We start from the raw sequence: 25,622 nt of genomic DNA, 5'->3' as shown, positions 1-25,622 counted from the left end.
CCCCTGTCTTCCGCCCCGGACCTCTCCGGATCAGGGCTCTTTTACCGAAAATGAGTTGACATTGCAATGGTTGACGATGTAATCCTGATACTATAGCGAAGTCATGGAGTTACCACTCATCCACCTCACCGGTGCCAATTCATCGCATGGACATGAAAAACTATCCCTGCACGGTCATCACCCTGCTTATGGCAGTGCTGTTTCCCGCCGTACTGTTTGCGGCCACCGGTTCGGCGGTGCTTACAGATATCCGGTTTGAAGAATCGACCACCGGGGCGGAACAGGTCATCTTCAGCCTTGACAGGAGCGCGATACCAAAGGTTTTTGCCATCAAAGGAAAAAAACCTCGAGTGGTTTTTGATTTTCCCGCCACCAGACCCGTTGCATCACTGGCCCGCCAGATCCAGACCAGAGGGCGTTACATAGAGCGCATCCGGATCGGGATCCATCATAAACCTCATCTCAAGACCAGAGTTGTCCTGGACCTGCGCCCGGGACAAAACCTTGACTTCGACCAGCAATTTCTCCCGGAAAAGCACCAACTTACCATCAAGGTCTTCACCACGGAAAACTTGACAGAAACAAGAGATCAACCTCCGGCTGCCGACCAGACAACACAAAAAACGACCTCCCGCCCCCCGGACCAGGTCCAGGAGAAGAAATCCGCAGCCACAGCCGTGGCGCACGGCCCGGACCGCAAGGCGAAACAGACCGGTGAAGAGACAAAAATATCCCCTGGACCGAAAGATGAGGCCATACCCAGCCTGATCGGGGTGGAATTTGATACTTCCCGCAGCCGGGGCGAGATGATCCTTTTCAAACTCAACGGATTCTACCCACCCAGGGTTTTTGGTATTGCCGAGGGGTTGCCACGGGTGGTATGCGACTTCAAGGATACCCGCCTGGACAAATCCGTGCAAAGGCTGATCAAGGCAAACGGGCGCTATGTGAAGAGTATCCGGACCGGTCGACATGAGGACAGAATCCGGGTGGTACTCGACCTGAAGCAGGGAAACAACTACGATCTCCAGCAGGTCTTTTTCAAGGAAGACAACCTCTTTGTCCTCATCGTCAATACCCTGGACAACGCCCCTTCCACCGCCGAGATAGAAAAGCCGCTCCAGCGCCGTTGATCCCTTTCTACCTGACCCTGGTAAGGGTTACATGGGGTGGCAGCCTGAGCAGGAACCGATCGGGAGACACCGGCTCGGTGGAGTAAATCCGCTCAAATTCCAATACGATCCTGCCGGAAACCCTTTTCCCTTCTATCTCCAGGGTTCGTGGCCAGGGGCAGGGAAAATTGCCAAGAGTCCCCTCGTATGTTACTTCGAGTTCCGGTTCGTCTTCTGCAAGGATCCTGTGGTGCACCATCATGCCGCTGTCGGACAACAGCACCTGGTGACGGAGATTATCGCCACAGCGCAGGGTGTACCAGTAACCCCTGCCCTCCAGATCCCGGGCGATTTCCTCGACCTTGCACCGGACCGTATTCAGACGGGCAGACAAAAGAAAAAAAAGTTCCTGGTCTGCCAGGACTTCCGGCACATATTTCTTCCAGAAACCGGCCTCCACCGGTCCGGTATACGCCTCTCCTGTCCGATTATCGACCAAAGTGAAAGCAGTGCCATCACCGGTGACAAGTACCAGCGGTCGGCCAAGAGGATCAACCAGGGCCAGCCGGAGGGAGGAAGGGAGCTGCAGAAGGAGGGTTGCCCGGACCGTTCCCTCCTGTCCCCAGGCCTTCCAGCTGACCCGCAGATCAGCGTCCACGGCCTGACCACAGGAACGATCAACAAAACGGTACCATACTTCCTCGGCCACCGCTCTTTCCTTCCAATCGAGCGCCACCGTGACCGGCCCCCTGGTCCCGCATCCTCCCAGGACAAGAAGCAGCAGAGCCAGCACCGCAGAGAAAAACAGCTTGTGATTACCATCAAAAATCAAATAATGGCTGAGCCCGCGGATAAGAGCGCAACTTTCACGGAGACTGTAAAAAAAACGGTCTCTCGTTGACGGCTCGTGACAAACAGTTTTTCCAGAGTAAAGCACTGTCGTCCTTTTCCGCACCAGTGCTGAATTTTGGTGGGAGCCAGAAAACCGTTTGGAACTGCGAGACCATCTCATCACAGCTGTGTTCTCTTCTTCCGGCAACCCTTCCAGAAACATGCCTGAGGCCTGATGCTCCCACAAGCCTTTGCCACGCAACCGGACGGCGCGGTGCCATCGGGGTTTCATTCTCCGCCCTGCCCTTTGAGCAACTGCAACTTTTCCCGAACCCGGATAATATCCTGATGGTCTGTGAAAAGATCCTGCGCCCTGCGGTAGGCCTCCACCGCCTTTTGCACCATGTCAAGTTCCAGGTAGACATCGCCCAGGTGATCCAGAATGGCCGGATCGTCCGGAGACAGTTTCACCGCCTCTTCCAGGGCCTTACGGGCCTCTTCCAGCCGTCCAAGCCGGTAATAGACCCACCCGAGACTGTCGAGAATGTAGCCGTTTCCCGGTCGCAGCTCCACCGCCTTTTCGATATACTCAAGAGCCTTGTCCAGGTGAATCTTCTGGTCGGCCCAGGTGTATCCCACGTAGTTGAGAGCACCGGCATGGCGGGGCTGGACCCGGATCACCTGTTGCATCACCGAAAGAGCCTTATCATGCTCACCGCCGTGCTCAAGGAAGAGACCATACTCGTAAAGCAGGTCCCCGTCATCGGGAAAGGCCTCCAGAGCCCGACTGAAAACATCCCGCCCCTCGTCTTCCCGATTCTGCGCCTGGTAGAGCGCGGCCAGGAGGACATACATCTCGCTGGAGCGGCCTGATTCCTGGCGCACCGCTTCCTCGAGAATCTCGATGGCCTGTTCCACCTGCTTCAGGGCCCGGTAGATACGGACCTGAAGAAAGACCGCATCCTCATACTCAGAGGCCTGCCGGTCGATGCGTCTGAGCTGAGCCAGGGCCTCCTGGTATTTCTTTTGCTGAAAACAGATGAGAGCGAGGAGAAAACGCCCTTCGGACAGATCGTTTTTTTCCAGGACCTGCCGGAGGATGGTTGCTGCCCGGTCAAACTTTTTCTGGCGGGCGAAAAGCCGGGCAATGGTGAGGTCCACCCGGGCTGGATTGGAGGTTACGGATTTGAGCAGGTTCAGCTCCCGCAGGGCGTCCTGTTCCCGATCCTGAAGGAGATAGGTGTGGACCAGAGCTATTCGAACCCGTTCGTTTTCCGGATCATCGATCAGTATCTTGCGGTAAAGCTCCTCGGCCTTATCGTAGCGCTTCTGGAGCAAAAAGACCTCGCTCATCTCCAGGGCCAGGTCTACGGACCAGTTCAGTTCCAGGGCCTTTCTGTACTCCCCTGCGGCCAGGTCAAACTTCTTTTCCCGGACATCGATCCGGGCGAGAAGAATCCGGGCCGGGTAGGATTCCGGATCAACCCGAAGGGCTTCTTCCAGGGTGGCCCGGGCTTTCTCCATCTTTTCCTGGCCAAAAAAAATACGGGCCAGAAGGAGCAGGGAGTCGGTCTCCCGGGGATCCAGGGCGTGAATGGTGCGATACTGCAAAACCGCCTCATCCAGACGGCCAAGTCGTATCAGAACTCTGGCCAGCAGCATCCGGCTGTCGGTATCGCCGGGATGACGGTGGAGAAAATCCTCCAATCGCGAAACCGCATCCTGGTTGCGTCCCATGCGGAGGAGAAGAATGGGGATCTTGCGTTCGATATACACGGCCTCGGGGTCGCAGATAAGGCCCTTTTGGTAGGCCTCCAGGGCTTCGTCAAACTTCAGGGCCAGCTCGGCATGACGACCCCAGAGAAAGTAGAAGTAACTGCAGCCGAAATCAGGTTCCTCGGCCAGGGAAGCCATCTCCCTGCCACCGGTTTGACCGACCCTCTGCCCGCAGCCGCCCAGTACTCCGGCGGCCAGAACACAGAAGCACAGTATGGCCCACAGTCTCAGTGCCCGCATGGATATTTTTTCTCCCGGAGAAGGGTATCTACCTGTTTTCGTATCTGTTCCTGGACCAGGCTGACGGCTCCATCGGCCGGGACCCGGTGAATGCAGGAATGCCTGAACGAATCAAAAATTTCAGCCACCTGACGCAACTGATCCACCTGTTCGAAATCATTTGGCTTATCGCCGCGAACCTCGGCGATGCGACGGACACTTGTACCGGGATCCATGGTCAGCAGGATCACCAGGTCAGGTTGGGGCGCGAAACGGTTGCAGGCAAAGATATGGTCCACATCCATACCAGCTGCTCCCTGGTAGGCGGCAGTGGAGAAATAGTAACGATCGGTAAGGACGATCTTGCCGCTGGCCAGGGCCGGTTCGATCACCTCGCGGACATGGTCCTGTCGGTCGTTTATGAACATTTCCAGCTCCTCCTCCGGAGTACAGGAGGACCGGTCCCGGTACAATTCACGGATCCGCCGCCCCCAGGGACCATCAGTGGGTTCCCGGGTCACCACCACCTCGCACCCTTTTTGGCGCAGATAGTCGGCAAGGAGCAGGATCTGAGTCGATTTACCAGTGCCGTCGATGCCCTCGACAGCTATGAGGAGGCCTTTTTTCATGACAATCCCATACCCTTGTTCTCATGATCCGCCCGGTTGCGGACAATCTCCGCCGCCATCTTCCAGGCCGCCTCCAGGCTGGAAGGATCGGCCACCCCCCGGCCGGCGATGTCATAGGCCGTACCATGATCCACAGAGGTCCGGACAATGGGAAGGCCCAGAGTAACGTTAACACCATCATGGAAATGGAGCAACTTGAAGGGGATAAGACCCTGGTCATGGTACATGGCGACCACCGCGTCCCACTCCCCCCGGGCCCCACGGTAGAACACCGTATCAGGCGGCCATGGGCCGGAAACCAGGCATCCCCCGCTCCGGTTCAGAGACTCTATCACCGGTCCAAGTACTGTCTCCTCCTCCAGGCCGAACATACCATCTTCCCCGGCATGGGGATTGAGACCGGCAATCGCAATCCTGGGTCGGCAAACGCCAAAATCTTTTTCCAGGGCTGAGACGGTCAGCCTGATACAGTTCTCAACCCGCTCCCGGGTGATCTGGCCGGCCACCCTGGCCAGCGGCTCGTGGATGGTCACCAGAACCACCTTGAGCCGTGATCCGGCCATCATCATCAAAAACCTGTCCGTGCCGGTGAGATCGGCGAGCATCTCCGTATGGCCGGGGTAGGGATAGCCGCCAAGCTGAAGTGCGCTCTTGGAAATGGGGCAGGTGACCAGGCCGGAGAACACCCCCTGCTGGATTGCCCGCACAGTTTCCTGGACATACATCCCCATTGCCCTGCCGGTTTCCCGGTCGGGTTGTCCCCACTTCAAGCGCCTGTAATCAAGGGAGGAAAGAGGCCAAACCGGGACCGTGCCCGGTTCTATGACAGCCCCGGGACGCCAGATAACGATGTTTGACTCCAGACCAAGGAGCCGGGCCGTGGCCTCAAGAACTCTCGGGTCACCGACCACCACGGGAACCATAGCGCACCTGCGTCCCAAATGGTCATAGAGTTTCAGAACGATCTCCGGTCCTATGCCCACCGGACAGCCCATGGTGATGGCCAGAGGCAGAGGTTGTCTGTCTTCGACACACCGTCTGTCTTCGACACACTGCTGATTTTTTATGTCCGTCATCCAGGTTCTGCTTCAAAGGCGTTTTCAACCACCTCGATGGTTGCCCGGCCATCCCGGCCCAGGGTCACCGAAACCACGTCGAAGCGGGCCGGGGCCTCCTGCAGCCCGTGGGAAGCCAGGTATTCCTCGGCCACCCGGCAGATCTGTTGCTGCTTGCGCCGATCCACCGCCCCGAGGGGACCTCCGAACCGTCCTGAGCGCCTGGTCTTGACCTCGACAAAGACAGTGAAACCTCTGTGGCGGGCAATGATGTCTATTTCTCCAAACCGGCGCCGGTAGTTGCGACAGATAATGGTGTAGCCCTTTTTCTTCAGATATGCTGCGGCCAGCGACTCCCCATGCCTGCCGGTGGGCAGGTTTCCGCGCCTGTCTGTACCGGTCATCGTCAGTCACCACAGGTTGCGCTGACCGGGATTTGGTCGCTGCTGGTCAGGGTCGGCAAAAAACTCCCGTACACCCTTGAACGTCCTGCGGTGGATGGGACAGGGGCCATGCTCGGCAATGGCTCTTCGGTGATCCCGGGTGGGATATCCTTTATTCTTTAGAAAATTATATACAGGATACCTCTCGTGGTATCCGGCCATGATCCGGTCCCGGGTGACCTTGGCAATAATGGAGGCTGCAGCGATGGACGAGCTTTTGGATTCTCCCTTGACCAGAGATTGCTGGGGGAGCTGCATGGGAATGGTGAATTTGCCGTCGACCAGGAGAAAATCGATCGGGAGGTGAATTTTACCGTCCATGCAGTCAAGGACGGCCCGTTTCATGGCAAGAAGGGATCCCTGGAGGATGTTTATGGCATCTATTTCCCGGGCGCTGACCACCCCGACGCCGATCCGGGCCCCGCATTCGTACGCATAGGAAAAAAGTTCCTCGCGCTGGCTGGAATTGAGTTTTTTGGAATCAACAAACCGCTGGTAGCAGCAGTCCGGGGGCAGAACAACGCAACCGGCCACCACCGGGCCGGCCAGCGGGCCTCGGCCCGCCTCGTCGACACCGGCAATGGTCGTAAATCCCTGGTCATGCAGGACCCGTTCAAAGGCATAGGTATCGCCTGGATCCCTGGCGGGTGCCAGTGCCCCGAAGACCGACTGCATTTCACAGCGGAACCGGAAACCGGGGGCACGGACCAAAGAATTCATAATCCTGGAATATGTGCCCCCTGCACCTTGCGTGGACGAACCACGTCTTACCTGACACTACGCTCCCGGATACGGGCGGCCTTGCCGCGGCGCTCACGCAGGTAGTAGAGGCGGGAACGGCGGACCCGGCCAAGCGATACCACCTCGATCTTCTCGATCCTGGGTGAATGCAGGGCAAAGGTCTTTTCCACCCCGACACCGTGGGAAATCTTGCGCACGGTGAAGGTGGCATCCATTTTCCCGCGTTTACGCTTGATCACAACGCCCTGGAAAACCTGCACACGCTCCTTGTTTCCTTCAATGATACGGATATGCACCTTGACGGTGTCACCAGGACGAAAATCCGGATGATCGAACCGCATCTGCTCCATGTCAATTTTATCGATGATATTCATGATGTCTTGTTTTACGGGATTTCTGTTTCTAATGATGATTTCCCGAAGGATGCCTCCACACCATCCAAAGCCGGTCTTGCCGGAGTTTGACGTGTTTTTTACTTGTTACCTGTTCCAATACATGTCGGCAGGATGAGCCTGCGAGACTCCGAAGCGCTCATGCACTCCATGTACACTGCGCTTTTTCGTCTCAGTTTTCCTTGTCTCATCTTCGCTCGTTACGCTTTTCAACAGCCTGTTCTATATGAGTTTGGTGCGTATCCGGTGATCAGTTACGTCCTTTCAGGCGCCCAGCAGCCGATCCAGAATGATGGAGACCGCTGAACGCACAGACAGATGGTTGTACTCCCCTGGTCCCATGATGGGCGGCAGGGTCGCATCCACCCGCTGCAAAATCTCCGGAGCCAGCCCCCAGGCCGTTCCGAAAAGAAGCAGCATCGATTCTCCCTGGGCCAGCCTCTGCCGAGCCGATTCATAACCCAGGGTGTTGGTCTGCGGACGGGCGCAGGTGGCCAGAAGCAAGGGCTTTTTCCCCTGTTGCGACGTCACTTCTTCCAGCACCTGGTCCAGATCATGGCAAATCCTGATCAACTCCAGGGCACGTTGTCTGTCCGGGTTCACGGTGCTGCCGTACCCACTGCTCCAGTGGTCGACAATCTCCCCGGCCAGCCGGCGTTGCTCGGCAAAGGGCGAAACCACCCAGTACCGGCCAATTCCGAAAGTCGCCCCGACCCTGGCGATATCGTGCAGGTCCAGGTTGGTGATAGCCGAGCCGATAACCTCACCGCTCCGATTCACCACCGGATGGTGGATCAGGGCCACATCAAGCATGGTCTGTCCCGCCTTGAACCATTCGCTGGATCTGCCGGTCCAGCCCGGCCCGGCGCAACAGTTTTTCTTCTTCCCGGGTGAACCGGACATCAGCCAGCAGTTCAGGCCGCCGTTTCAGGGTCTCTTTTACCGATTCCAGGAACCGGTAATCGGCTATGGCCCGGTGGTCTCCGCTGAGCAGGACCTCGGGGACCTCCATGCCTTCAAACTCCCTGGGCCGGGTGTACTGGGGATGCTTGATCAGGTTGCGACTGAAAGTGTCGTTTCGGGCCGAATCCTCGCAACCGAGAACCCCGGGCAGCAAACGGGTCACCGAATCTACCACCACCATGGCCGCCAGTTCTCCACCGGTGAGGATGTAGTCACCAATGGAAATCTCCTCGTCGACATAGGTTTGCCGAATCCGTTCATCCACCCCCTCATAACGGCCGCAGATCAACATCAATCGTGGATAACCTGCCAACCGCTCTGCTTCCCGCTGGGTGTAGGTAGTACCACCGGGCGACAGGAGGATGGTCCTGGCCGGGGGGCCGCTGTCACGCACGTTCCGGATACAGGCTGCCAGGGGCTCAGGTTTCATGACCATGCCCTCACCGCCACCAAATGGACGATCGTCGGTCATCTTGTGTCGGTCCAGTGCATAATCGCGGATATTATGCAATCTGACCTCTATGTGCCCGGCCTGTACCGCCCGGCGCAAAATACCTTCCTCCAGAGGCGAGGCCAGAAGCTCGGGGAAAATTGTCAGAATATCAAACTGCATCGGGCCTATGGATTGATATCAAGCAGACCCGGGGGCAGATCAACCTCCACCTTGTCGTCGTCTATGCTGACAATGAAATCTCTCTGTACCGGGATCAGGTATTCCCTGGCTCCATCCCGAACAATCAGGATGTCGTGAGCTCCGGTATCAAGTATCCCTGTGATCCTGCCAATCACCCGGCCGTCCTGTCTGTCTTCGACATACTCCACGACCTGGAGTCCCTCAAGATCCTGCAGGTAAAATTCATCCTCGTCCACTTCGGGCATTTCGCTGCGCCGTACCCAGAGCTTCTGTCCGGCAAGGTTCTCGGCCTGATCACGAGTGGTACAGTCACTGAGTGTGAGCAGGGCAAACCGGCCCTGTACCCGGCTGCGGACAATCCGGTGGCTGATTTTCCGCCCGCTCTCGCCAGAGAGCCAGATTCGCTCATACAGTCCCAATCCGGCTGGATCACCGGAATAGGGATAGACCTTGATTTCGCCCCGGATACCATGGGGCTTGGTCACCTTGCCCAGGAGAACGTATTCGTCCACAGAAAAAGAAGAACCTGTCTGCTACTCCAAAATTTCCAGACGCGACCGCTTGTCCACCCTGCTGGCAGCCGCAGCAAGCACCGAACGCATGGCCCGGGCCGTACGGCCCTGCTTGCCGATCACCTTTCCGAGGTCTTCCTTGGCCACCCTCAATTCAATGGTTACGGTGTCGTCCTCTTCCTTTTCCGTCACATCGACCGCATCAGGCTGGTCAACCAGCCTGGTGGCAATAAAGCCAATGAGTTCCTTCATCAGGCAGTCTCGGTCTGACCACCACCGACCTTCTTCAGGAGACTCTGCACGGTCACAGTGGGTTTTGCTCCCTTTCCGAGCCAGTCCTCGAGTTTCTCCGCGTCGATGTTGATCACCGCAGGATCCTGCAGGGGATCATAAGTGCCGACAATATCCAGAAACTTACCATCGCGCTTGGCCTCATTACTGGCCACAACGATACGGTAAAACGGTTTTTTCTTACGGCCCAATCTTGTTAAACGAATACGTACAGCCATGTGTGTTTTTTCCTCCTGTATACGGATATCTGATGAACTCGCAACGGGTCCATCACACTTTATTTTCTATTTCCACCCTCTGCCCTCTGGACGAACTGGCCGGCAGTTACGGTGCCTGGTGGTCGGCGCCCTGGAAATGTCCCTGTAATGCAGCCGGGCAGATCAGCGGATCAACCCCTTGGGAAGCTTGCGGCGCTTGCCGCCCCGCATCACCGGTTTTCCGCGAAATTTTTTCATCATCTTGAGCATCATGGTATAGCTCTTCAGGACCCGGTTCACCTCTGCGACCGTGGTGCCGGACCCCTTGGCGATGCGCTGTCGTCTGCTGGCATTGATGATCTTGTGGTTGGCCCGTTCCTTCCTGGTCATGGAACGGATAATGGCCTCGGTCTTGATCAATTCCCGCTCATCGGGTTTGGGCGCATCCTTGAGCTGCTTGAGCTTGCTGACCCCCGGGATCATGTCGATGAGCTGTTCCAGGTTGCCCATCTTCTTGATCTGCTGAATCTGATCGAGAAAGTCCTCGAGGGTAAAGGTGTTTTTCTGAAGTTTGCGGGCCAATTTTCTGGCCTTTTTCTGATCAACGACCTTTTCCGCCTTCTCGATGAGTGACAACACATCACCCATGCCGAGAATACGGGAAGCGGCCCGGTCCGGATGGAACACCTCAAGGGCATCCAGAGATTCCCCCACACCGACAAATTTGATCGGTTTGCCGGTCACCTTCTTGACCGACAGGGCTGCACCACCGCGGGCATCACCCTCTATCTTGGTCAGGACAACACCGGTGATTTCCAGATCCGAGTTGAACTTGTCCGCCACTGTCACCGCATCCTGCCCGGTCATGGCATCGGCCACGAACAGAATTTCGGAGAGATGGACCGCCCGAGAGATATCCCTGAGTTCGGTCATCAAATCTTCGTCCACATGGAGTCGGCCAGCGGTATCGATGATGACCGTATCGTAGCCTTTGTCTTCAGCCTCGGCCACGGCCCGCTTGGCAATATCCACCGGTCGATCCTCGGTGGTGGATTCAAACACCGGTACCCCAACCTGCTCTCCCAGGACGTGGAGCTGCTGAATTGCGGCCGGCCGGTAGACATCCGCAGGCACCAGAAACGGTTTGCGTCCCTTTTCACGCAGCATCCTGGCGAGCTTGCCGGCCGTGGTGGTCTTACCCGAACCCTGAAGGCCGGCCAGCATGATGATCACCGGCTGCCTGCCATCCAGGCGGAGGGGTTCCTCGTGGCTGCCAAGCAGTTCCACCAGCTCGTCGTGAACAACCTTTATTACCTGCTGCCCGGGGGAAAGACTGGAAAGGACTTCCCGGCCCACCGCTTTGTCCGTAACCGCAGCTATAAACTCCTTGACGACCTTGTAGTTGACATCGGCCTCAAGGAGCGCCACGCGGACTTCACGCATGGCATCCTTGATATTCTCCTCTGTCAGCTTGCCGTGGCCGCGAAGCTTCTTGAATACGGAATCTAAACGATCTGTTAGGTTTTCAAACATGGCATCCGAAAAGGCAAAGTGAAAAAACACACGGCCTGCAAGGGGCAGGCAAAACTAAAAATTATTACCCCAGCACAGCTATCCTGTCAAGAAAGAAGCGCACCTTGCCGGAAAAACCAGCAGGTAGACGATGATTGCCGGCCAATGGTCATCCGGCCACAGCCTGAACCACCTGCTCCAGTTTTTCCGGAGTATCGGCCTGGAGACAGACAATACCCGATTTCCGGGGCAGAATCTTCTTCATCAGCCCGGTAAGCACGTTTTTCGGCCCCAGCTCGACGAAAACCTCGACCCCGTCCTCGACCATTCGCTGGACCGATTCCAGCCAGCGAACCCGGGAGGCAATCTGCCGGGCCATCACCGAGCGGATTGTGTCAGGATCAACTTCCGGTGCCGCGGTCACGTTAAAGACCATTGGCAAGGAGGGCGCGTTGAAAGGAACAGAATCCATGAAACCGGCGAAATCGTCCACCGCACCAGCCACCAACGGTGAGTGGTTGGCCACCGAGACCTTGAGAGGGACCACCTTGCCGCTCTTCTCCTGACACAGAACAGCCAGCCCCTCGAGCCCTTCACTGTCACCCGAAACCACCACCTGTTTTGCTGAATTGTGGTTGGCCACCACCACGGTGCCAGGGCCTTCGTACTCTGCCAGCAGACCATCGATCTCTTCGACGGTCAGTCCCAACACAGCCCTCATGCCACCCGGATTGGCTGCCCCTTCCCGCTCCATGAGCTCACCACGCCGGGTGACCAGGCGAAGACCATCCCGTTCACTGACAACGCCGGCAGCCACAAGAGCGGAATACTCACCCAGAGAGTGGCCGGCGACCCAGGCTGGCCGCAGCTCCGGCAGTGCCTTTTTGAGCTGCCGATAACAGATGAGGTTGATAACCGTCAGGGCCGGCTGCAGGTGCACAACCCTGGTCAAGTCCTCCAGGGGACCCTCACTGCACAGTCGGCGCAGCGGAAAACCACTGACCTCTTCGCCAAGCTCCATGAGCTCGCGGGCCTCGGAGTCGCTTTTAAGAAACTCCTGTCCCATGCCCAGATACTGTGATCCCTGGCCGGGAAAAAGAACGGCTGTTTTTTTCATCGGTTTCTCAATATATCAGGTTGGGGAGATCCTGGCCGGATCGCAGACAGCCCTCGATCGACCCGGGACACACCCGGAAATTTTCTTACTGTTTTTTGTTTTTCTCCACCATGAAATTGATCAGCAGAAACAGACCAACCCCAACGGTGATGGCAGAATCCGCCACATTGAAGGCAGGCCAGTGATACCCTTTGACATGAAAGTCGAGAAAGTCGATCACTGCACCGTAGCGGACCCGGTCGACAAGATTACCCAGGGCGCCGCCGCCGATCAGACCCAATGCAACCGTGAACCAGCGGCTCTGCCCGGCCAGCCGGCGGTGCATGACCACGATGGCCACCAGCGCGACCAAAGCCACACCGAAAAAGAACAACTGACGTTCCCAGCTCGGCTGTCCGGCCAGTATGCCAAAGGCGGCGCCGGTGTTGGTAAGAAAGGTCAGGTTGAACAGCCCGGGAATCACCACCACGGATTCATAGAGGGAGAAACTGTGGACAATCCATGCCTTGACCGCCTGGTCCAGGACCAGGACAAGGGCCATAACCCCGAAAAGGCGCAAGAATCACACCCCCAGCTGCCGAACCACTCCGGCGCAGCGGCCACAGAGGGTGGGATGGTCAGGATCCTCGCCTACGGTCTCGGATATGGTCCAGCACCGTTCACATTTCTGACCTGGCGCCGGATGAACAGCGATGCGAAGCCCGGGCACGGTTTCAGCGGCCACCGGCTCCAGGTCTGCAGCTGCAGCCGTTTCATCCACCAGCTTCAGGCTGGAGACAATGCAAATTTCCTGCAGCAACGGTTCCCGGCCGGCAAGGAAATCAGCGGTCTCCCCTTCTGCCACCAACAGGATCTCGGCATCCAGGGGTAGGCCGATGACCTTGTCGCGCCGGGCGCTCTCCAGCACCCTGGTGATCTCCTTACGTATGGCCAGTAACCGCTCCCAGCGTTCATCCAGCTCCGGATCGATCTCGATGTCGTCCACATGGGGAAAATCTTCGAAAAAGATCGACTCTTCGACGGGAGCATTCTGTTCCAGCCCCTTGAAGTGTTCCCAGGCCTCGGCCGCCGTAAAGCTGAGCACCGGCGTCATGAGCCGCAGCAACCCGTCCAGTATACGGTAAATAACGGTCTGGGCAGCCCGGCGGGCGGGATCGTCAGGCAAAGAGCAGTAGAGACGATCCTTGAGAATATCCATGTAGAGGCTGGAAACCACGGTGCCGCAGAAATTATGCAGGTTATGATAGACAGCATGGAACTCGAAGTCATCATAGGCCCTTCGGACCCGCTGGACCATCTGGGCAAACCGGGCCAGGGCCCAGCGGTCGATCTCGGTCAGGGCCTCGGGCCCGACCGCATCTCTTTCCACCTGAAAATCGCTGAGATTCGAAAGGAGAAAACGGATGGTGTTGCGCATCTTGCGGTAGGCATCCGAAACATGTTTGAGTATCTCGTCCGAGACCTTGACATCGTCCCGGTAATCCTCGCTGGAAACCCAGAGACGGAGAATCTCAGCCCCGTATTTGTCGATAACCTCCTGGGGCGCGACCACGTTGCCAACGGACTTGGACATCTTCTTGCCCTGGCCGTCCACCACGTAGCCATGGGTCAGAACTCCACGGTACGGTGCCCGGTTGCGGGTCCCCACCGAGGTGAGCAGAGATGACTGGAACCAGCCACGATGCTGGTCACTGCCCTCGAGATAGAGATCGGCCGGGGAACGCAGCTCCTCGCGCGGTTCCAGGACTGCGGCGTGACTCACCCCGGAGTCGAACCAGACATCAAGGATATCGCTCTCCTTGCGAAACCTGTCAGAGCCGCACTCACAACGCATTCCATCAGGAACGAAATCCGCGGCATCGTAGCGAAACCAGGCATCGGCACCTTCCTTCTCAAACAGAGATTCGATCCGTTCGCAAACTTCAGGACTGCGGACAATCTCGCCGCACTCTTCACACAAAAGAACAGTGAGCGGCACGCCCCAGGAGCGCTGGCGTGACAGGCACCAGTCCGGCCGCGCCTCGACCATGCCGTAAATCCGTTTCTGTCCCCAGGCCGGGGTCCAGGTAACCTCGTCGATGGCCTGAAGCGCCTTGTGGCGCAGATCATTTTTCTCCATGGAGATGAACCACTGATCCGTGGCCCGGTACATGACCGGCTCCTTGCACCGCCAGCAATGGGGGTAACTGTGCTCGATAGGACTTTCCCTGACCAGAAAACCGGCACGACGCAAGTCCTCGTTGATATCGCGGTTGACCTCGGGAATCCTGCCTCCGGCGTAGGGACCGGCCTCGCTGGTCAGTTGGCCATCTTCGTCCACCGGCGAGAGCGGCTCCAGACCATAACGCAATCCGGTGAGATAGTCGTCGGCTCCGTGGCCTGGAGCAGTGTGCACGCAGCCCGTACCCGAATCGGCGGTCACGTAATCGGCCAGGACCAGGAGCGAATCACGGTCCAGGAACGGGTGACGACACCTGCGCCCTTCAAGTCCGGCGGCCTCGAAGGTGGCAAGGACCTGGTACTCGAGCCCGAACTCCTTAAAACAGGGCTCCACCAGGTCCCTGGCCAGGATCCAGACCTCTTCGCCCACCGCCACTGCTGCATAGACGAAACCAGGGTGGAAGGCCACGGCCAGGTTGGCGGGCAGGGTCCACGGGGTGGTGGTCCAGATCAAGACCGAGACATCTTTTCCTGCCAGCTCAGGTATCAGGTCACTCAGGTCGTCCCTGAGGGGAAACTTTACATAGATCGATGGTGACGTGTGATCGTAGTACTCAACCTCTGCCTCGGCCAGGGCAGTGCGGCAGGTGGCACACCAGTACACGGGCTTGCGCGAGCGTACCACCGAACCGGAAAGGAGAAACCTGTTGAACTCCCGCGCAATGGAGGCCTCGTAGGCAAAGTTCATGGTCAGGTAGGGATCTTCCCAGTCGCCAAGCACCCCGAGCCGCTTGAATTCGGCCTTCTGGGTCTTGATCCATTTCTCCGCATATTTGCGACAGGCACCCCGTTTGGCCAGGGTTGATATCTTTTCTTTCTTGTCCCCGAGTTCCTTGTCCACGTTATGCTCGATGGGCAGGCCGTGGCAGTCCCACCCCGGCACATAGGGGCAATTGAAGCCGGACATGCGCCGGGACTTGAGGATAATGTCCTTGAGGACCTTGTTAAAGGCTGTGCCCAGATGAATATGGCCGTTGGCATAGGGAGGTCCGTCGTGCAGGATATAGAGCGGTTTGTCGGCCGCAGCCTGCTGCAACTTGTGATAGAGATTCTCCTTTTCCCAACGCTTCAGGTACATGGGCTCCTTTTGCGTCAGGTTGGCCTTCATTTTGAACCTGGTCTTGGGCAGGTTTAACGTGTCCCGGTAATCCATTTGTATATTCCGATTGATTTAAGGTTGCAGTCCGTTCAGGAAAACGCGCGCACCACACCGTCCGGCATGACTGAAAAACAGTAAAGAATACCAAGCTGATGCGAAGTTGCAAGAAAAAAGGGGACCCGGGCCCAATCAGGGCCCGGCGGGAAAGCCGGGAGAATGTTCTGGCAGACAGGGTAAAGCGCGCCCGCATGCCGGGGCAGGGAGTTCCGATGACAAGGCCTCAGAATTCGATACCTTCCTGGGCCCTGACCCCCTGGTGGTAGGGATGCTTGATTTCACGCATCTCCGTGACCAGGTCGGCAGCCTCAATGAGCCCATCGGTGGCCCCGCGGCCGGTCACCACAACATGCATGGACCCGGGCCTGGCGGCCAGGGTACGGACCACCTCGTCTTCATCGAGCATATCATAGGTTATCAGATAGGTCAGTTCGTCGAGAATAACCAGTTGGTGACGACCGGCTGCCAGAATCTGACAGGCAAAGGCCCAGGCCTCCCTGGCCAAGGCGATATCCTTGTTCAGATCGTCTGATTTCCAGGTAAACCCCCGTCCCATGACATGAAAATCAAGCAGCCCCTCAAAACATTTGGCTGCTTCGAGCTCGCCATATTTCCAGGATCCCTTGATGAACTGGATCATGGCCACCCGCTGCCCGTGCCCGAGGGCCCGCATGGCCAGGCCAAGGGCGGCTGTGGTTTTCCCTTTTCCGTTGCCGGTAAAAAGAAGAAACAGGCCACGGGAGCCGGTGGGATTATCAGCCATTCTTTCCTCCTCTACGGGTATCGCCGCCAGGATGCTGAGCCAGTCCTTCGGACATGGGCCGGCCATGCTGGCGGACATATTCATACATGACAATGGAGGCTGCCACTGAGACGTTGAGACTCTGGACATGACCCCATTGGGGGATGGTAAGAGAATGGATATCCGGATAATCGTCAGGGCTGAAACTCAGGCCGAATTCCTCGTGCCCGAAAATAAAGGCGGATTTTACCGGCAGGCCACCCTTGCCCAGCACTTCCGTGCCGCCGGGCTCGAGGGCGAAAAACGAGTATCCCTGGCTGCTGATCTGCGCATGACAGGAGGCAAAATCGTCATGGAAGACGTACTGTACCCAGCGCACCGAGCCCTTGGCCGGTTCTGGATCAAAAACACCCACCCCGACAAGATGGACCTCACGGACAGAGAAGGCGTCAGCGGTGCGAAAAATCTTGCCGATGTTGAAGTCCGGTTTCAGGCCGTCAAGAATGACGATGCATTCATGTATGCCCGGCCGGGCATCGACCATGTTACGGCGCCGGGCCCGTTCAAAACGGGTCTCCATGTCGAGCCGCCTGTTGAAACGTCGTCTCATGCTCTTGGTTTCCTTCTCTTTTCTCCTGTTGTTCTTTTTCGGTCCACGTTGTACTCTGGAGAAGAAAAAAAGACAACCATCATGGAGGGAGTGACGTGGAACAGGAACAGAAAACAGATACGTGCGAGCTGTGCGGGGCCGGAAAAAAAACCAGCCGGCACCAGGGCATGAAAGTGTGTGCCACCTGCCGTACCATTATCAGCAATGTGAAGAATCATCCTGACATTGTCCGCCGGGTCTGGCAGGAAATCCAGGATGAACCCATTCTCCCGCGTCCGGCCGAGGATGTCCATGCCGAAGATCCGGATCTACCCGACGTACTGGATGGTAAAAGATACCGGACCATCGACCGGGACCGCAACAAATGGTACCTCTCCATCAGCGAGCTCGACGGCCGTCCGGTGGAGGTGTTCGCCTCCACCGCCTTTGACCGGGACCATGAACTGCAATCACGCATCTCCAACCTGACCACCATCACCCGATTGATATCCCTCATCCTGCGCCATATCTTCATTGGTGAACGGCTGACCCTGGAAAAGGTGCTCAAGCAGATCAAGCGCAGCTCTCGACAGAAAAACGACCTGCCCGACATGCTTTATGGTGTACTGAGCCGCTATGACAACGGACAGGCAAAACAGGACCTGCGGCAAAAATCTGCCTGAGCCCGATGTTACTCCCGCCGATCAAGGATATAGAAAGATGGGTCTCTCCCCGGGTTGCCCGCTGTTACTGGGACAGAGACCTCAACTGTACGCCCACGAGTCTGCTGATCCTGGCCGAGGCGTTTGAAGTGGAGCTCGCAGACCAGGTTCTGGCAGCGGCCATCGGCATGCACGGGGCCGGACGCTACGGGGCCCAATGCGGACTGGTGGAGGGAGGACTCCTTTTCGCCGGTATCCTGGGTCGGAAGCAGGGCCTCACAAACAGGGACATCGCTCTGACCTGTCACCGGTTTGCCGAAACTTTCGAAAAAAAATTTTCCAGCCTGAGGTGCGCCCGCCTGAGACCTGGTGGTTTCCGGGCCAACGACCCGCCCCATCTCTGCGAACCCCTCACCGTTCGGGCCATAGCCCATTGCATCGATTTCCTCGCCAGAACCATAGGCCGGACACCACGTCTGGTGGAACCGGACTGATGCTGACTACTCTTCCTTTTTTTGAAAGATATTCAGCCATTTCCCATAACCGGCCGCTTCCATTTCCTCCCTGGGAATGAAACGCAGGGCGGCCGAGTTGATACAGTACCGCAACCCGGTGGGGGGAGGTCCGTCGTCAAAGACGTGTCCGAGGTGGGAATCCGCCATCCTGCTTCGCACCTCGCTCCGAACGGTGAACAGGCCGCGGTCCTGCCGCTCGACAATATTTTCTCCGACCAGCGGCCTGATAAACGAAGGCCAGCCGGTACCGGAGTCAAACTTGTCAGGTGAGCCGAACAGGACCTCGCCGCTGACCACATCGACATAGATCCCCTCGCGTTTGTTGTCCCAGTACGCGTTGCGAAACGGAGGCTCAGTACCGTTTTTCCGGACCACTTTGTACTGCAACGGAGTCAAAGTCTTTTTCAGCTCGGCTTCAGACATCCCGCGCCATGGTTTCTTTTCAGCTATCTTCTCTTTTCCAGCCCATGTTTTCTCGAGAAAAGCGGCCCGGCCGGAGCCTGACTTATACATGGAATAACGCAGGGCATGTTTGCGGTAGTAGTCCTGATGATATTCTTCTGCCTCGAAAAAGGGACCAGCAGGCAGGATTGCGGTGACAACCGGCTTTTCAAAGAGGCCCGAATCTTCCAGTTCCTTCCTGGACTTTTCGGCCAGAACCCGCTGGCGGTCGTCATGATAGAATATGACAGTGAGATACTGGGTCCCGCGATCGCTGAACTGTCCCCCATCGTCGGTGGGATTGATCTGCTGCCAGAACACGGTCAGCAGCTCCTCATAGGTTATCTTCGCCGGATTATAGACAACCCGGACCGCTTCGTAATGACCGGTGGTGCCGGAAGAAACTTCTTCATAGGTTGGATTTTCCGTCCGTCCGCCGGTGTAGCCGGCCCGTACACTGACAACCCCGTCCAGGGCCTCAAAGGGTGGCTCCATGCACCAGAAACAGCCACCGGCAAAAGTGGCTGTTTCCCGATTTGCACTGGCCTGAACCGGTGAAAGAGACAACGCAAAGGGAAGAACGGACAAGAGAAGCAGGGATATCCTGTTCATGATAACCTCCTGTGACTGAGCAAAAAAAAAACAGGGTCGCAGCATTGACAAACCCCGGTTCAATTTCCATTCATCACAGAATACCACACGAACCAGACAAAAACGATAACTATTATTACAAGTGTCGGGACTATTTATCGTCCAGGAGGTGAAGATAGAAGAACCAGAGGGTTCCGGGCAGCAGGAAGAACATGGCCAGGACCGCGACAATGGTCCTTGGATCGTAACCCCAGTCGAGCCCCTTGCCGGTAAGCCAGGTTGAACTGCTGAGAACCAGGGTAAGCAAACCCATCTCGGCGGCAAAGACCCGCCCCCGGAAACGATCCGGAACGGCCCGGTGCAGGAGTGTTGTGGAAAACACCCACTGGATCGAGCCGCCCACGTGGCCCAGGAAGACACACAGGGAACCAATCCACAGTACCGGCGCCCGGGAAAAAGACAGGTAGGCCACCGACGAGATGAAAAAAGCCGCTCCGATAGCCCGGCGCATGTTCCGGTCTCCCTCGCCAAAGAGGCGCCAGGCAAGAATCGGACCCACTGCTGCCCCGAGACCACGCATGGAGTAGAGGACACCAGAACCTGCACCCTGTCCGTTCTGGACAAAGACCTGCTCGCCAAACACGGTCAACATGACCAGAATGCCTCCTGACAGGGCCCAGCCTGACTTGACTAGCAGCAGGGCCGCCACCCGGCGATGACTGATCACATAACCGATCCCCTCGATCAGGTCTTCCAAACCAAAAATCCGGCCCAGGGTGAGCGGTCCTACTCTCTTTTTCTTTTCCTGGCGAATGGTTACCGTGGAAAGCAACATCGCGGAAACCAGGAAGGTAAGTGCATCGATCATGATGGCTGTCTTCCAGCCGAAAAGGGCGGAAACAAAACCGCCAAGACCGGCGCCCAGAGCCAGCATGATAGACCAGGAAGCCCCGGAAAGCCCGTTGGCCACAGCCAGTTCTTCCTGGCGGCAGAGAGAGGGAACAATGGCCTGCCGGGCAGGGTTGGCAAAGGTCCAGATGGATTCCTGCACAAAGGCCAGGAGATAGATAATCCACACCTGATCCGCATCCCGAACCAACAGGTAGGCAGGTACCACCGCAGCCCGGGCCAGGTCACAGCTGATAAGTATGAAACGGCGGTTGAACCGGTCGGCAACCACACCGGCCATGGGCCCGAGCAGTGTGGTTGGCAGAAACTTGGCGATCAGAAACCAGCTGACAGCAGAACCGGAGCCGGTAAGCTGGTTAAGGAGGACAAAAATGGAGATGTAATTGAACCAGTCACCGATTTGACTGATAACCCCGGCCACCCAGAAACGCCGAAAACGGGTATTTCGACGCAGTAGAAAAAGGTAGGACCGGAAATGACCGGCCTTCAGATCTCCGGCACCTGATTCAGCAGTACGTCCCATGAACACTCACCGTTTTTCTTTTTTGTCCTTCATGTACAGTGTGTTTCGGCTTCTCTGAAATACTTCCAAAAAAGGTAAAAAGAGAGGCGAACAGGCGGCACCCTGTATCACGGCCCTCCGGTTCCTGCATGTAACAGAACCTGATTGACGCATTATTCGATTTTCCCAGGCAGTGACAACAAAAACAGGGCGCCCAAGACAACCCCAAATCGGCACACATCCCGTGGAAACAAAAAAGCCCGCGCAACTGATGCGCGGGCTTTTTTGTTTCTGGCAAGCCTTATCAAAAGCTACCGACAGAAAAACTCACCATTTTCCTTGATGGTCTTGCTGGAAGTACATTTCATTTCAACAAATGGCCAAACACAGGAAATGAGGCTTGGCAAGACCTTTCTACGGACAAACTGAACCGTGAGTATTTCAAAGCGTAGCAGTGTCGGCCAGGAGGTGACATCGAAGATTTTTTCGGGTCGTTGGCTTGACCCGCTGCAATGCAACGGATCGAACTTTGTACGATGCCATCTTCCTGAGAATCAATTGGTCGGGAAGAGAGGATTCGAACCTCCGACCCCAGCGTCCCGAACGCTGTGCTCTACCAGACTGAGCCACTTCCCGACCATGTGTAATTACATGTTTTTGTTACACCCCGTCGTCGCTGCACCTTCTGGAGAGATGAAGCGGCGACGGGGTGTATAAGGTAGAAAACAGCCGACAAAAATGCCAGCTGTTTTTTCAAATTCAGCTGTTTTTTATTTCACAGCATCAGCCAGCTTGCTTCCCGGCTTGAACTTGGCAACTTTTTTGGCAGGAATCTTGATCATTTCACCAGTACGGGGATTTTTGGCCTGGCGGGCAGAACGTTTTGCAACTGAAAATGTTCCAAAGCCGACAAGGGTAACCTTGTCGCCGTTCGCCAGGGCCTCGGTCACCGCCATCAGCATTCCGTTGAGAGCTTTTTCGGCCGCAGCCTTGCTGATATCAGCGGCACCAGCCATGGATTCTACCAGTTCCTTCTTGTTCATACTTCCCTCCCATTTGAATTGGCATTGCCAAGTTTAACCAGGGGCAACTCCTGATTCCTTCCTTTTTTTAACACAGACGGATTTAAAACAAAATCAACACACTTTGTCAAAGAAAAAAAAGACGCTTATTCCCAGTATACATACATTACAGCCGATTTTGAGTCGCCCGGAACAGATGAATAAGGACTCATTTTTTTCGCCCTTCCAGGTCCACAAAAACCTTTTCCACATTATTTTTTTGAAGAAACCGAAGAACAGCCAAACGAAAAGACGGTTTAAAAATCCGTTCCAGATCAACCGCCTGCAACTCTACCTTCACCTGGACTGGAGAGACCGCAGAGATCTTAACCCGGCAGCCGGCAAGCCCCATGTCCTCCAGCCCTCTTTCCCACGCCTCGATCTGTCGGAGCCGCTCTGAAGTAATCCTGGTTCCATGGGGAATCCTGGTGGCAAGACACGATGAAGAAGGCTGATCCGCCGTGTCGAGACCCCTGACCCGGCTCAACTGCCGAATCTCTTCCTTGGCCAATCCGACCTCCACAAGAGGCGTTTTGACACCCAGCTCATGGATGGCCCGCAGCCCCGGTCGCCGCTCCTTGAGGTCATCGGCATTGGTCCCGTCCACCAGGCAGTGAAAGCCACGGGCCTCTGCCTGTTCCCTGAACATCCTGTACAGCCGGAGCTTGCACAGATAGCACCGATCCTCGGGGTTGGCGACAAATTCCTTCCAGGAGAGGGGGTCGACATCGATCCAGGCCTGCTCGACCCCGGCGGAAATTCCGTGCCGGGTCAGCCAGGAGCCGGCCCGTTCCCGGTCACTCTTCTTTTGAAGAACGGAGCGACCGTGCAGCACCAGAACATTACCAGCTCCCAGCTCGTCAAGTGCGATACGAAGAAGCAGAGAGGAGTCCACCCCGCCGGAAAAGGCCACCGCCACCCGACCGTATTCTTTCAGCAGCCGACCAAGAAAAGCGGCCTTCTGCTCAGGCAGGGAGAGTGCCTTCCGGTCCTGTACGCCCACCAGGCTCAACTCTTCTCATCACTGTCAAAAGAGAAATCAACGGAAGGAAAATGGGCCACAGGTTCTGAAAGCAGGAATTTTTTTCTGAGTATCCAGTCCCGCAGGGTATCGGCGATCTCCCGGGCCTTGACCATGGACGACAGCGGTGCAGTGGGGACCTTCTTGCCGGCCACTTCTATCATGCCACTCTTGAGCTCAGCGTAGCTGACCTCACCATAATTGCGCTGGATACCGTTGGTGTAGTCGTGGCCGTAATCCACCACCTGGGTGAAGATCTCTTCGTCGGACACGCCGGTGAACCGGGCCATCTCCTCGTTGAGGATCGGAATGGGCACACCGATACCCACGGCCAGAGAGCAGCCATATCCCTGGATACTCACGCCGCGCAGCCACCTGGCAGACATCTGTTTTAAGTCTCCCTGGACCATCATGGTCCCGGAAGGCCTCCGGGGAACCCCGTTTTCCCCACGGGGAGCGCCTGGATTATGCTGGGTGCCGTGCCAGGTCACATAACCTATACCACCACCAAGAAAAATCCTGGTGCCGATGCCTATGGTCCGATACAGAGGGTCGTTGAGCAGCGGACTCAACTCGCCGGCACTGCAGTAATTGGCGTTCCGGCACTCCGGTTTGAGCATGCCCATGTACGTATATACTGTGCGGTCGGAAAAATTGACCGCACAGTTGTAGTTCTGATAGCCGTTGCGTGGATTGCAGAGCAGGGCGTAAGGCATGTCGTTCAAGGTGAGCTCCTTCTTGCATTTCCGATTGGCATAACAGTCTGTGGGATAGGCCTTGGCCTCAAGGAACACAGTTTTTCCGGCCACCAGATCCTCTATGACATGACCGCCTCCGTAGCGGAATTCACCGGGATAGACCTTGTTCAAGGGGTCATCCTCAGCCAGCTCCGTGGCCCCGAGATAGATGTCAATGGCCGCCAGCCCGGCATAAGCCGACACCTTGTTGATCCAGACCTTCTGGGCCTTGATGGTCGGAACTGTCTGTCCGAAGTTGAAAAACGCCCCGGAGGAACACATGGTGGAAAAGGTTCCGGTAGTCACCACGTCCACCTTGCGGGCAGCTTCCACCGGACCCTTGCTGCGGACAATGTCCACCATCTCCTCGGCGGTCACCACAACGGCCTCCCCGTCCCTGATCCGGGCATTTATCTCTGCATACGTCTTGTTCACCTGATATTCACTCATATTTTCACCATAAGTCTGGGCTCGGTTATCAAGATATGGAATACTGTATATTATTGCACTCATCCCTGAGCGCAACTCCTTTTTCGATCCCGATTCTCCGTAAACGCTGCCAAGCCCCATATCATACCGTGGTCTGCCGAAACCGGCCCCGAAGGCAGGATATACCACAGGCCTCCCCTGTTACAATGACCACAACGTGTCCCCACCATTCAGCCACCATACCGGCGCTCTCCCGGATAAGAATACCCTGCCCATCCCACCACCTGATCCACTTTTTGCTTTGCAACTTCCTGCAGATGCTTTAGATTTAAAAATTTGCATTGTATACACCATCTGCCCGGAAGATGGTCAACAGGGGGAAAAGACAAACTTTTCCACCCAACCCCACGATCCTCTCCCGGCACCTTGAGCCAGGCCCTGCAGTTTTCTTCAGCGGTTCTGCTGACAGAGCAGTCGCCGTTTGAACCGGTTAACCTTTTTCACGTACAGTTTTCATGGGCGACAAACAGACAATTTCAGAAGTACGAAACCGCATCGATGCCATTGACAACAACATCCTCGAGCTGCTCAAAGAGCGGTTGGAATGCGCCAAGACCATCGGCAGACTCAAGGACGAAACCAGCCGGGCCAAATGGGACCCATTAAGAGAACGCGAAATATATGAACGTCTACTTCGCAACAACAAGGGCGTTTTCCCTGAGCAGGCCCTGCGCTCCATTTTCCACGAAATCATCACCACCTGCCGGCTGTCGCAGAAAAAGATCGAGGTTGCCTACCTGGGTCCGGAGGCCACCTTCACCCATCTGGCCGGGGTGAAATATTTTGGCCAGTCCGCCTCGTACAAGGCCATGGAATCCATAGACGAAGTGTTCAACGACGTGGAAAAAAAACGGGTCAACTACGGTATCGTACCGGTGGAAAACTCCATCGAAGGTGCTGTGTTCTCAACCCTTGACTCGTTCATGAAATACAATGTCAAAATATGCGGTGAAGTACAGCTGCCCATCACCCACAACCTGGTCTGCCGCTCGGGCGACATTGAGGACATCCAGACTGTGGCCTCCCATGCCCAGCCACTGGCCCAGTGCCGGGAGTGGCTGAAAAAAAACCTGCCCGACGTCCCTACCCTGCAGGTTTTCTCTACCGGGGCGGCGGCGCAGATGGCAGCCAACAACCCCAACATTGGCGCCATTGCCTCATCCCTGGCCATCAAGACTTACGAGCTGCAGGTTGTGGTTAAAGGAATTGAGGACTACCAGGGCAACACCACCCGCTTTCTGGTAATCGGCAACCAGTCGCCGGACCGGTGCGGCTCCGACAAAACCTCACTCCTGCTCGGCCTGCTGGTCAACCGGCCCGGGGCGCTCAACGAGGTACTGACAGTACTGGCTACCCGCAACATCGACCTGACCAAGATCGAATCGCGCCCTATCAAGGGAAAGCAATGGAAGTACCTGTTTTTTCTGGACATCGCCGGCCATATTGATGATCCGATCATCCGGGAGGGCTGCGATATCCTCAAACAGATCTGCGCCTACTACGAGTGGCTTGGCTCCTACCCGCGGGCCGACACCATCGACCTGGGAGGAAACGGTTGATCCC

The 25,622-nt window shown here is 56.6% G+C and carries 27 protein-coding genes and 1 tRNA gene; 4 read left to right on the top strand and 24 right to left on the bottom strand.

All coding sequences use genetic code 11. The annotated features are described in order from the left end of the window. Positions 1 to 152: 152 nt before the first annotated feature. Positions 153 to 1,133, top strand: coding sequence for an AMIN domain-containing protein (locus ACXJJY_RS10145; protein ID WP_456387443.1), 981 nt, complete (start codon positions 153 to 155; stop codon positions 1,131 to 1,133). 7 nt (positions 1,134 to 1,140) lie between these two features. Here the strand turns inward: ACXJJY_RS10145 and ACXJJY_RS10140 are convergent, their stop codons facing one another. The 18 genes from ACXJJY_RS10140 to ACXJJY_RS10055 form a co-directional block, all read right to left on the bottom strand. Next, positions 1,141 to 1,944, bottom strand: coding sequence for a hypothetical protein (locus tag ACXJJY_RS10140; protein WP_456387442.1), 804 nt, complete (start codon positions 1,942 to 1,944; stop codon positions 1,141 to 1,143). A 287-nt stretch (positions 1,945 to 2,231) separates the two neighbouring features. After that, on the bottom strand, positions 2,232 to 3,959 hold the full coding sequence (locus ACXJJY_RS10135; RefSeq protein WP_456387441.1) for a tetratricopeptide repeat protein: 1,728 nt from the start codon (positions 3,957 to 3,959) through the stop codon (positions 2,232 to 2,234). After that, positions 3,947 to 4,567 (bottom strand): dTMP kinase, encoded by a 621-nt coding sequence (tmk, locus tag ACXJJY_RS10130; protein WP_456387440.1) that lies wholly within the window; start codon positions 4,565 to 4,567, stop codon positions 3,947 to 3,949. Before tmk ends, ACXJJY_RS10135 begins: the two co-directional genes overlap by 13 nt. Continuing rightward, positions 4,564 to 5,643, bottom strand: a complete 1,080-nt coding sequence (pdxA, locus tag ACXJJY_RS10125) for a 4-hydroxythreonine-4-phosphate dehydrogenase PdxA (protein WP_456387439.1) — start codon at positions 5,641 to 5,643, stop codon at positions 4,564 to 4,566. The genes tmk and pdxA overlap by 4 nt, the downstream gene beginning before the upstream one ends. Then, a complete protein-coding gene (locus ACXJJY_RS10120) occupies positions 5,640 to 6,026 on the bottom strand; it encodes a YraN family protein (protein ID WP_456387437.1) in 387 nt (128 codons plus the stop codon). Before ACXJJY_RS10120 ends, pdxA begins: the two co-directional genes overlap by 4 nt. 6 nt (positions 6,027 to 6,032) lie before the next feature. After that, positions 6,033 to 6,785 carry a ribonuclease HII gene (gene rnhB / locus ACXJJY_RS10115; RefSeq protein WP_456387435.1) on the bottom strand — a complete coding sequence of 251 codons (753 nt, stop codon included), beginning with the start codon at positions 6,783 to 6,785 and terminating at the stop codon, positions 6,033 to 6,035. A 47-nt stretch (positions 6,786 to 6,832) separates the two neighbouring features. Further along, entirely contained in the window at positions 6,833 to 7,180 is a 348-nt protein-coding gene (gene rplS, locus ACXJJY_RS10110) for a 50S ribosomal protein L19 (protein ID WP_456387433.1), read from the bottom strand. A 282-nt stretch (positions 7,181 to 7,462) separates the two neighbouring features. After that, entirely contained in the window at positions 7,463 to 8,011 is a 549-nt protein-coding gene (locus tag ACXJJY_RS10105; protein ID WP_456387431.1) for an RNA methyltransferase, read from the bottom strand. Then, entirely contained in the window at positions 8,004 to 8,774 is a 771-nt protein-coding gene (trmD, locus tag ACXJJY_RS10100) for a tRNA (guanosine(37)-N1)-methyltransferase TrmD (RefSeq protein ID WP_456387429.1), read from the bottom strand. Before trmD ends, ACXJJY_RS10105 begins: the two co-directional genes overlap by 8 nt. Positions 8,775 to 8,779: 5 nt before the next feature. Further along, a complete protein-coding gene (gene rimM, locus ACXJJY_RS10095) occupies positions 8,780 to 9,307 on the bottom strand; it encodes a ribosome maturation factor RimM (protein ID WP_456387427.1) in 528 nt (175 codons plus the stop codon). 21 nt (positions 9,308 to 9,328) lie between these two features. Continuing rightward, positions 9,329 to 9,562 (bottom strand): KH domain-containing protein, encoded by a 234-nt coding sequence (locus ACXJJY_RS10090; protein ID WP_456387571.1) that lies wholly within the window; start codon positions 9,560 to 9,562, stop codon positions 9,329 to 9,331. Further along, positions 9,559 to 9,816, bottom strand: coding sequence for a 30S ribosomal protein S16 (rpsP, locus tag ACXJJY_RS10085; RefSeq protein ID WP_456387425.1), 258 nt, complete (start codon positions 9,814 to 9,816; stop codon positions 9,559 to 9,561). The genes ACXJJY_RS10090 and rpsP overlap by 4 nt, the downstream gene beginning before the upstream one ends. 162 nt (positions 9,817 to 9,978) lie before the next feature. Beyond that, positions 9,979 to 11,328, bottom strand: coding sequence for a signal recognition particle protein (gene ffh / locus ACXJJY_RS10080; RefSeq protein ID WP_456387423.1), 1,350 nt, complete (start codon positions 11,326 to 11,328; stop codon positions 9,979 to 9,981). Between the two features lie 148 nt (positions 11,329 to 11,476). Then, positions 11,477 to 12,424, bottom strand: a complete 948-nt coding sequence (fabD, locus tag ACXJJY_RS10075; RefSeq protein ID WP_456387421.1) for an ACP S-malonyltransferase — start codon at positions 12,422 to 12,424, stop codon at positions 11,477 to 11,479. 85 nt (positions 12,425 to 12,509) lie between these two features. Continuing rightward, positions 12,510 to 12,983, bottom strand: coding sequence for a signal peptidase II (gene lspA, locus ACXJJY_RS10070; RefSeq protein WP_456387419.1), 474 nt, complete (start codon positions 12,981 to 12,983; stop codon positions 12,510 to 12,512). A gap of 3 nt (positions 12,984 to 12,986) precedes the next feature. Further along, a complete protein-coding gene (gene ileS / locus ACXJJY_RS10065; protein WP_456387417.1) occupies positions 12,987 to 15,797 on the bottom strand; it encodes an isoleucine--tRNA ligase in 2,811 nt (936 codons plus the stop codon). A 226-nt stretch (positions 15,798 to 16,023) separates the two neighbouring features. Continuing rightward, on the bottom strand, positions 16,024 to 16,563 hold the full coding sequence (gene cobO / locus ACXJJY_RS10060; protein WP_456387415.1) for a cob(I)yrinic acid a,c-diamide adenosyltransferase: 540 nt from the start codon (positions 16,561 to 16,563) through the stop codon (positions 16,024 to 16,026). After that, a complete protein-coding gene (locus ACXJJY_RS10055) occupies positions 16,556 to 17,152 on the bottom strand; it encodes a TrmH family RNA methyltransferase (RefSeq protein ID WP_456387413.1) in 597 nt (198 codons plus the stop codon). Before ACXJJY_RS10055 ends, cobO begins: the two co-directional genes overlap by 8 nt. A 95-nt stretch (positions 17,153 to 17,247) precedes the next feature. On the opposite strand from ACXJJY_RS10055, the gene ACXJJY_RS10050 reads away from it, so the two are divergent. Both ACXJJY_RS10050 and ACXJJY_RS10045 read left to right on the top strand, forming a co-directional pair. After that, positions 17,248 to 17,814, top strand: a complete 567-nt coding sequence (locus ACXJJY_RS10050; RefSeq protein ID WP_456387411.1) for a TSCPD domain-containing protein — start codon at positions 17,248 to 17,250, stop codon at positions 17,812 to 17,814. Between the two features lie 5 nt (positions 17,815 to 17,819). Continuing rightward, positions 17,820 to 18,287: a C-GCAxxG-C-C family (seleno)protein gene (locus ACXJJY_RS10045; protein WP_456387409.1), complete on the top strand. Its 468-nt coding sequence runs from the start codon at positions 17,820 to 17,822 to the stop codon at positions 18,285 to 18,287. Between the two features lie 6 nt (positions 18,288 to 18,293). Here ACXJJY_RS10045 and msrA read toward each other — a convergent pair whose 3' ends face one another. The 6 genes from msrA to ACXJJY_RS10015 form a co-directional block, all read right to left on the bottom strand. Next, positions 18,294 to 19,361: a peptide-methionine (S)-S-oxide reductase MsrA gene (gene msrA / locus ACXJJY_RS10040; RefSeq protein ID WP_456387407.1), complete on the bottom strand. Its 1,068-nt coding sequence runs from the start codon at positions 19,359 to 19,361 to the stop codon at positions 18,294 to 18,296. 130 nt (positions 19,362 to 19,491) lie between these two features. Continuing rightward, positions 19,492 to 20,772: an MFS transporter gene (locus ACXJJY_RS10035; RefSeq protein WP_456387405.1), complete on the bottom strand. Its 1,281-nt coding sequence runs from the start codon at positions 20,770 to 20,772 to the stop codon at positions 19,492 to 19,494. 538 nt (positions 20,773 to 21,310) lie between these two features. After that, positions 21,311 to 21,387 (bottom strand) — tRNA-Pro (locus tag ACXJJY_RS10030). A gap of 134 nt (positions 21,388 to 21,521) precedes the next feature. Next, positions 21,522 to 21,794, bottom strand: coding sequence for an HU family DNA-binding protein (locus tag ACXJJY_RS10025; protein WP_456387403.1), 273 nt, complete (start codon positions 21,792 to 21,794; stop codon positions 21,522 to 21,524). A gap of 187 nt (positions 21,795 to 21,981) precedes the next feature. Continuing rightward, the gene (larE, locus tag ACXJJY_RS10020) at positions 21,982 to 22,815 is read right to left on the bottom strand and encodes an ATP-dependent sacrificial sulfur transferase LarE (RefSeq protein ID WP_456387401.1); all 834 of its coding nucleotides are present in this window, start codon (positions 22,813 to 22,815) and stop codon (positions 21,982 to 21,984) included. Positions 22,816 to 22,820: 5 nt separating this feature from the next. Then, the gene (locus tag ACXJJY_RS10015; protein WP_456387399.1) at positions 22,821 to 24,020 is read right to left on the bottom strand and encodes a homocysteine biosynthesis protein; all 1,200 of its coding nucleotides are present in this window, start codon (positions 24,018 to 24,020) and stop codon (positions 22,821 to 22,823) included. Positions 24,021 to 24,514: 494 nt separating this feature from the next. Here ACXJJY_RS10015 and pheA point away from each other — a divergent pair, with 494 nt between their 5' ends. Beyond that, the gene (pheA, locus tag ACXJJY_RS10010) at positions 24,515 to 25,618 is read left to right on the top strand and encodes a prephenate dehydratase (RefSeq protein ID WP_456387397.1); all 1,104 of its coding nucleotides are present in this window, start codon (positions 24,515 to 24,517) and stop codon (positions 25,616 to 25,618) included. The last annotated feature ends 4 nt before the right edge of the window (positions 25,619 to 25,622 follow it).

The organism is Desulfolithobacter sp., from assembly GCF_054025815.1.
Note: the sequence above shows the minus strand (reverse complement) of the source record. Positions and strands in the feature narration are given on the sequence as shown.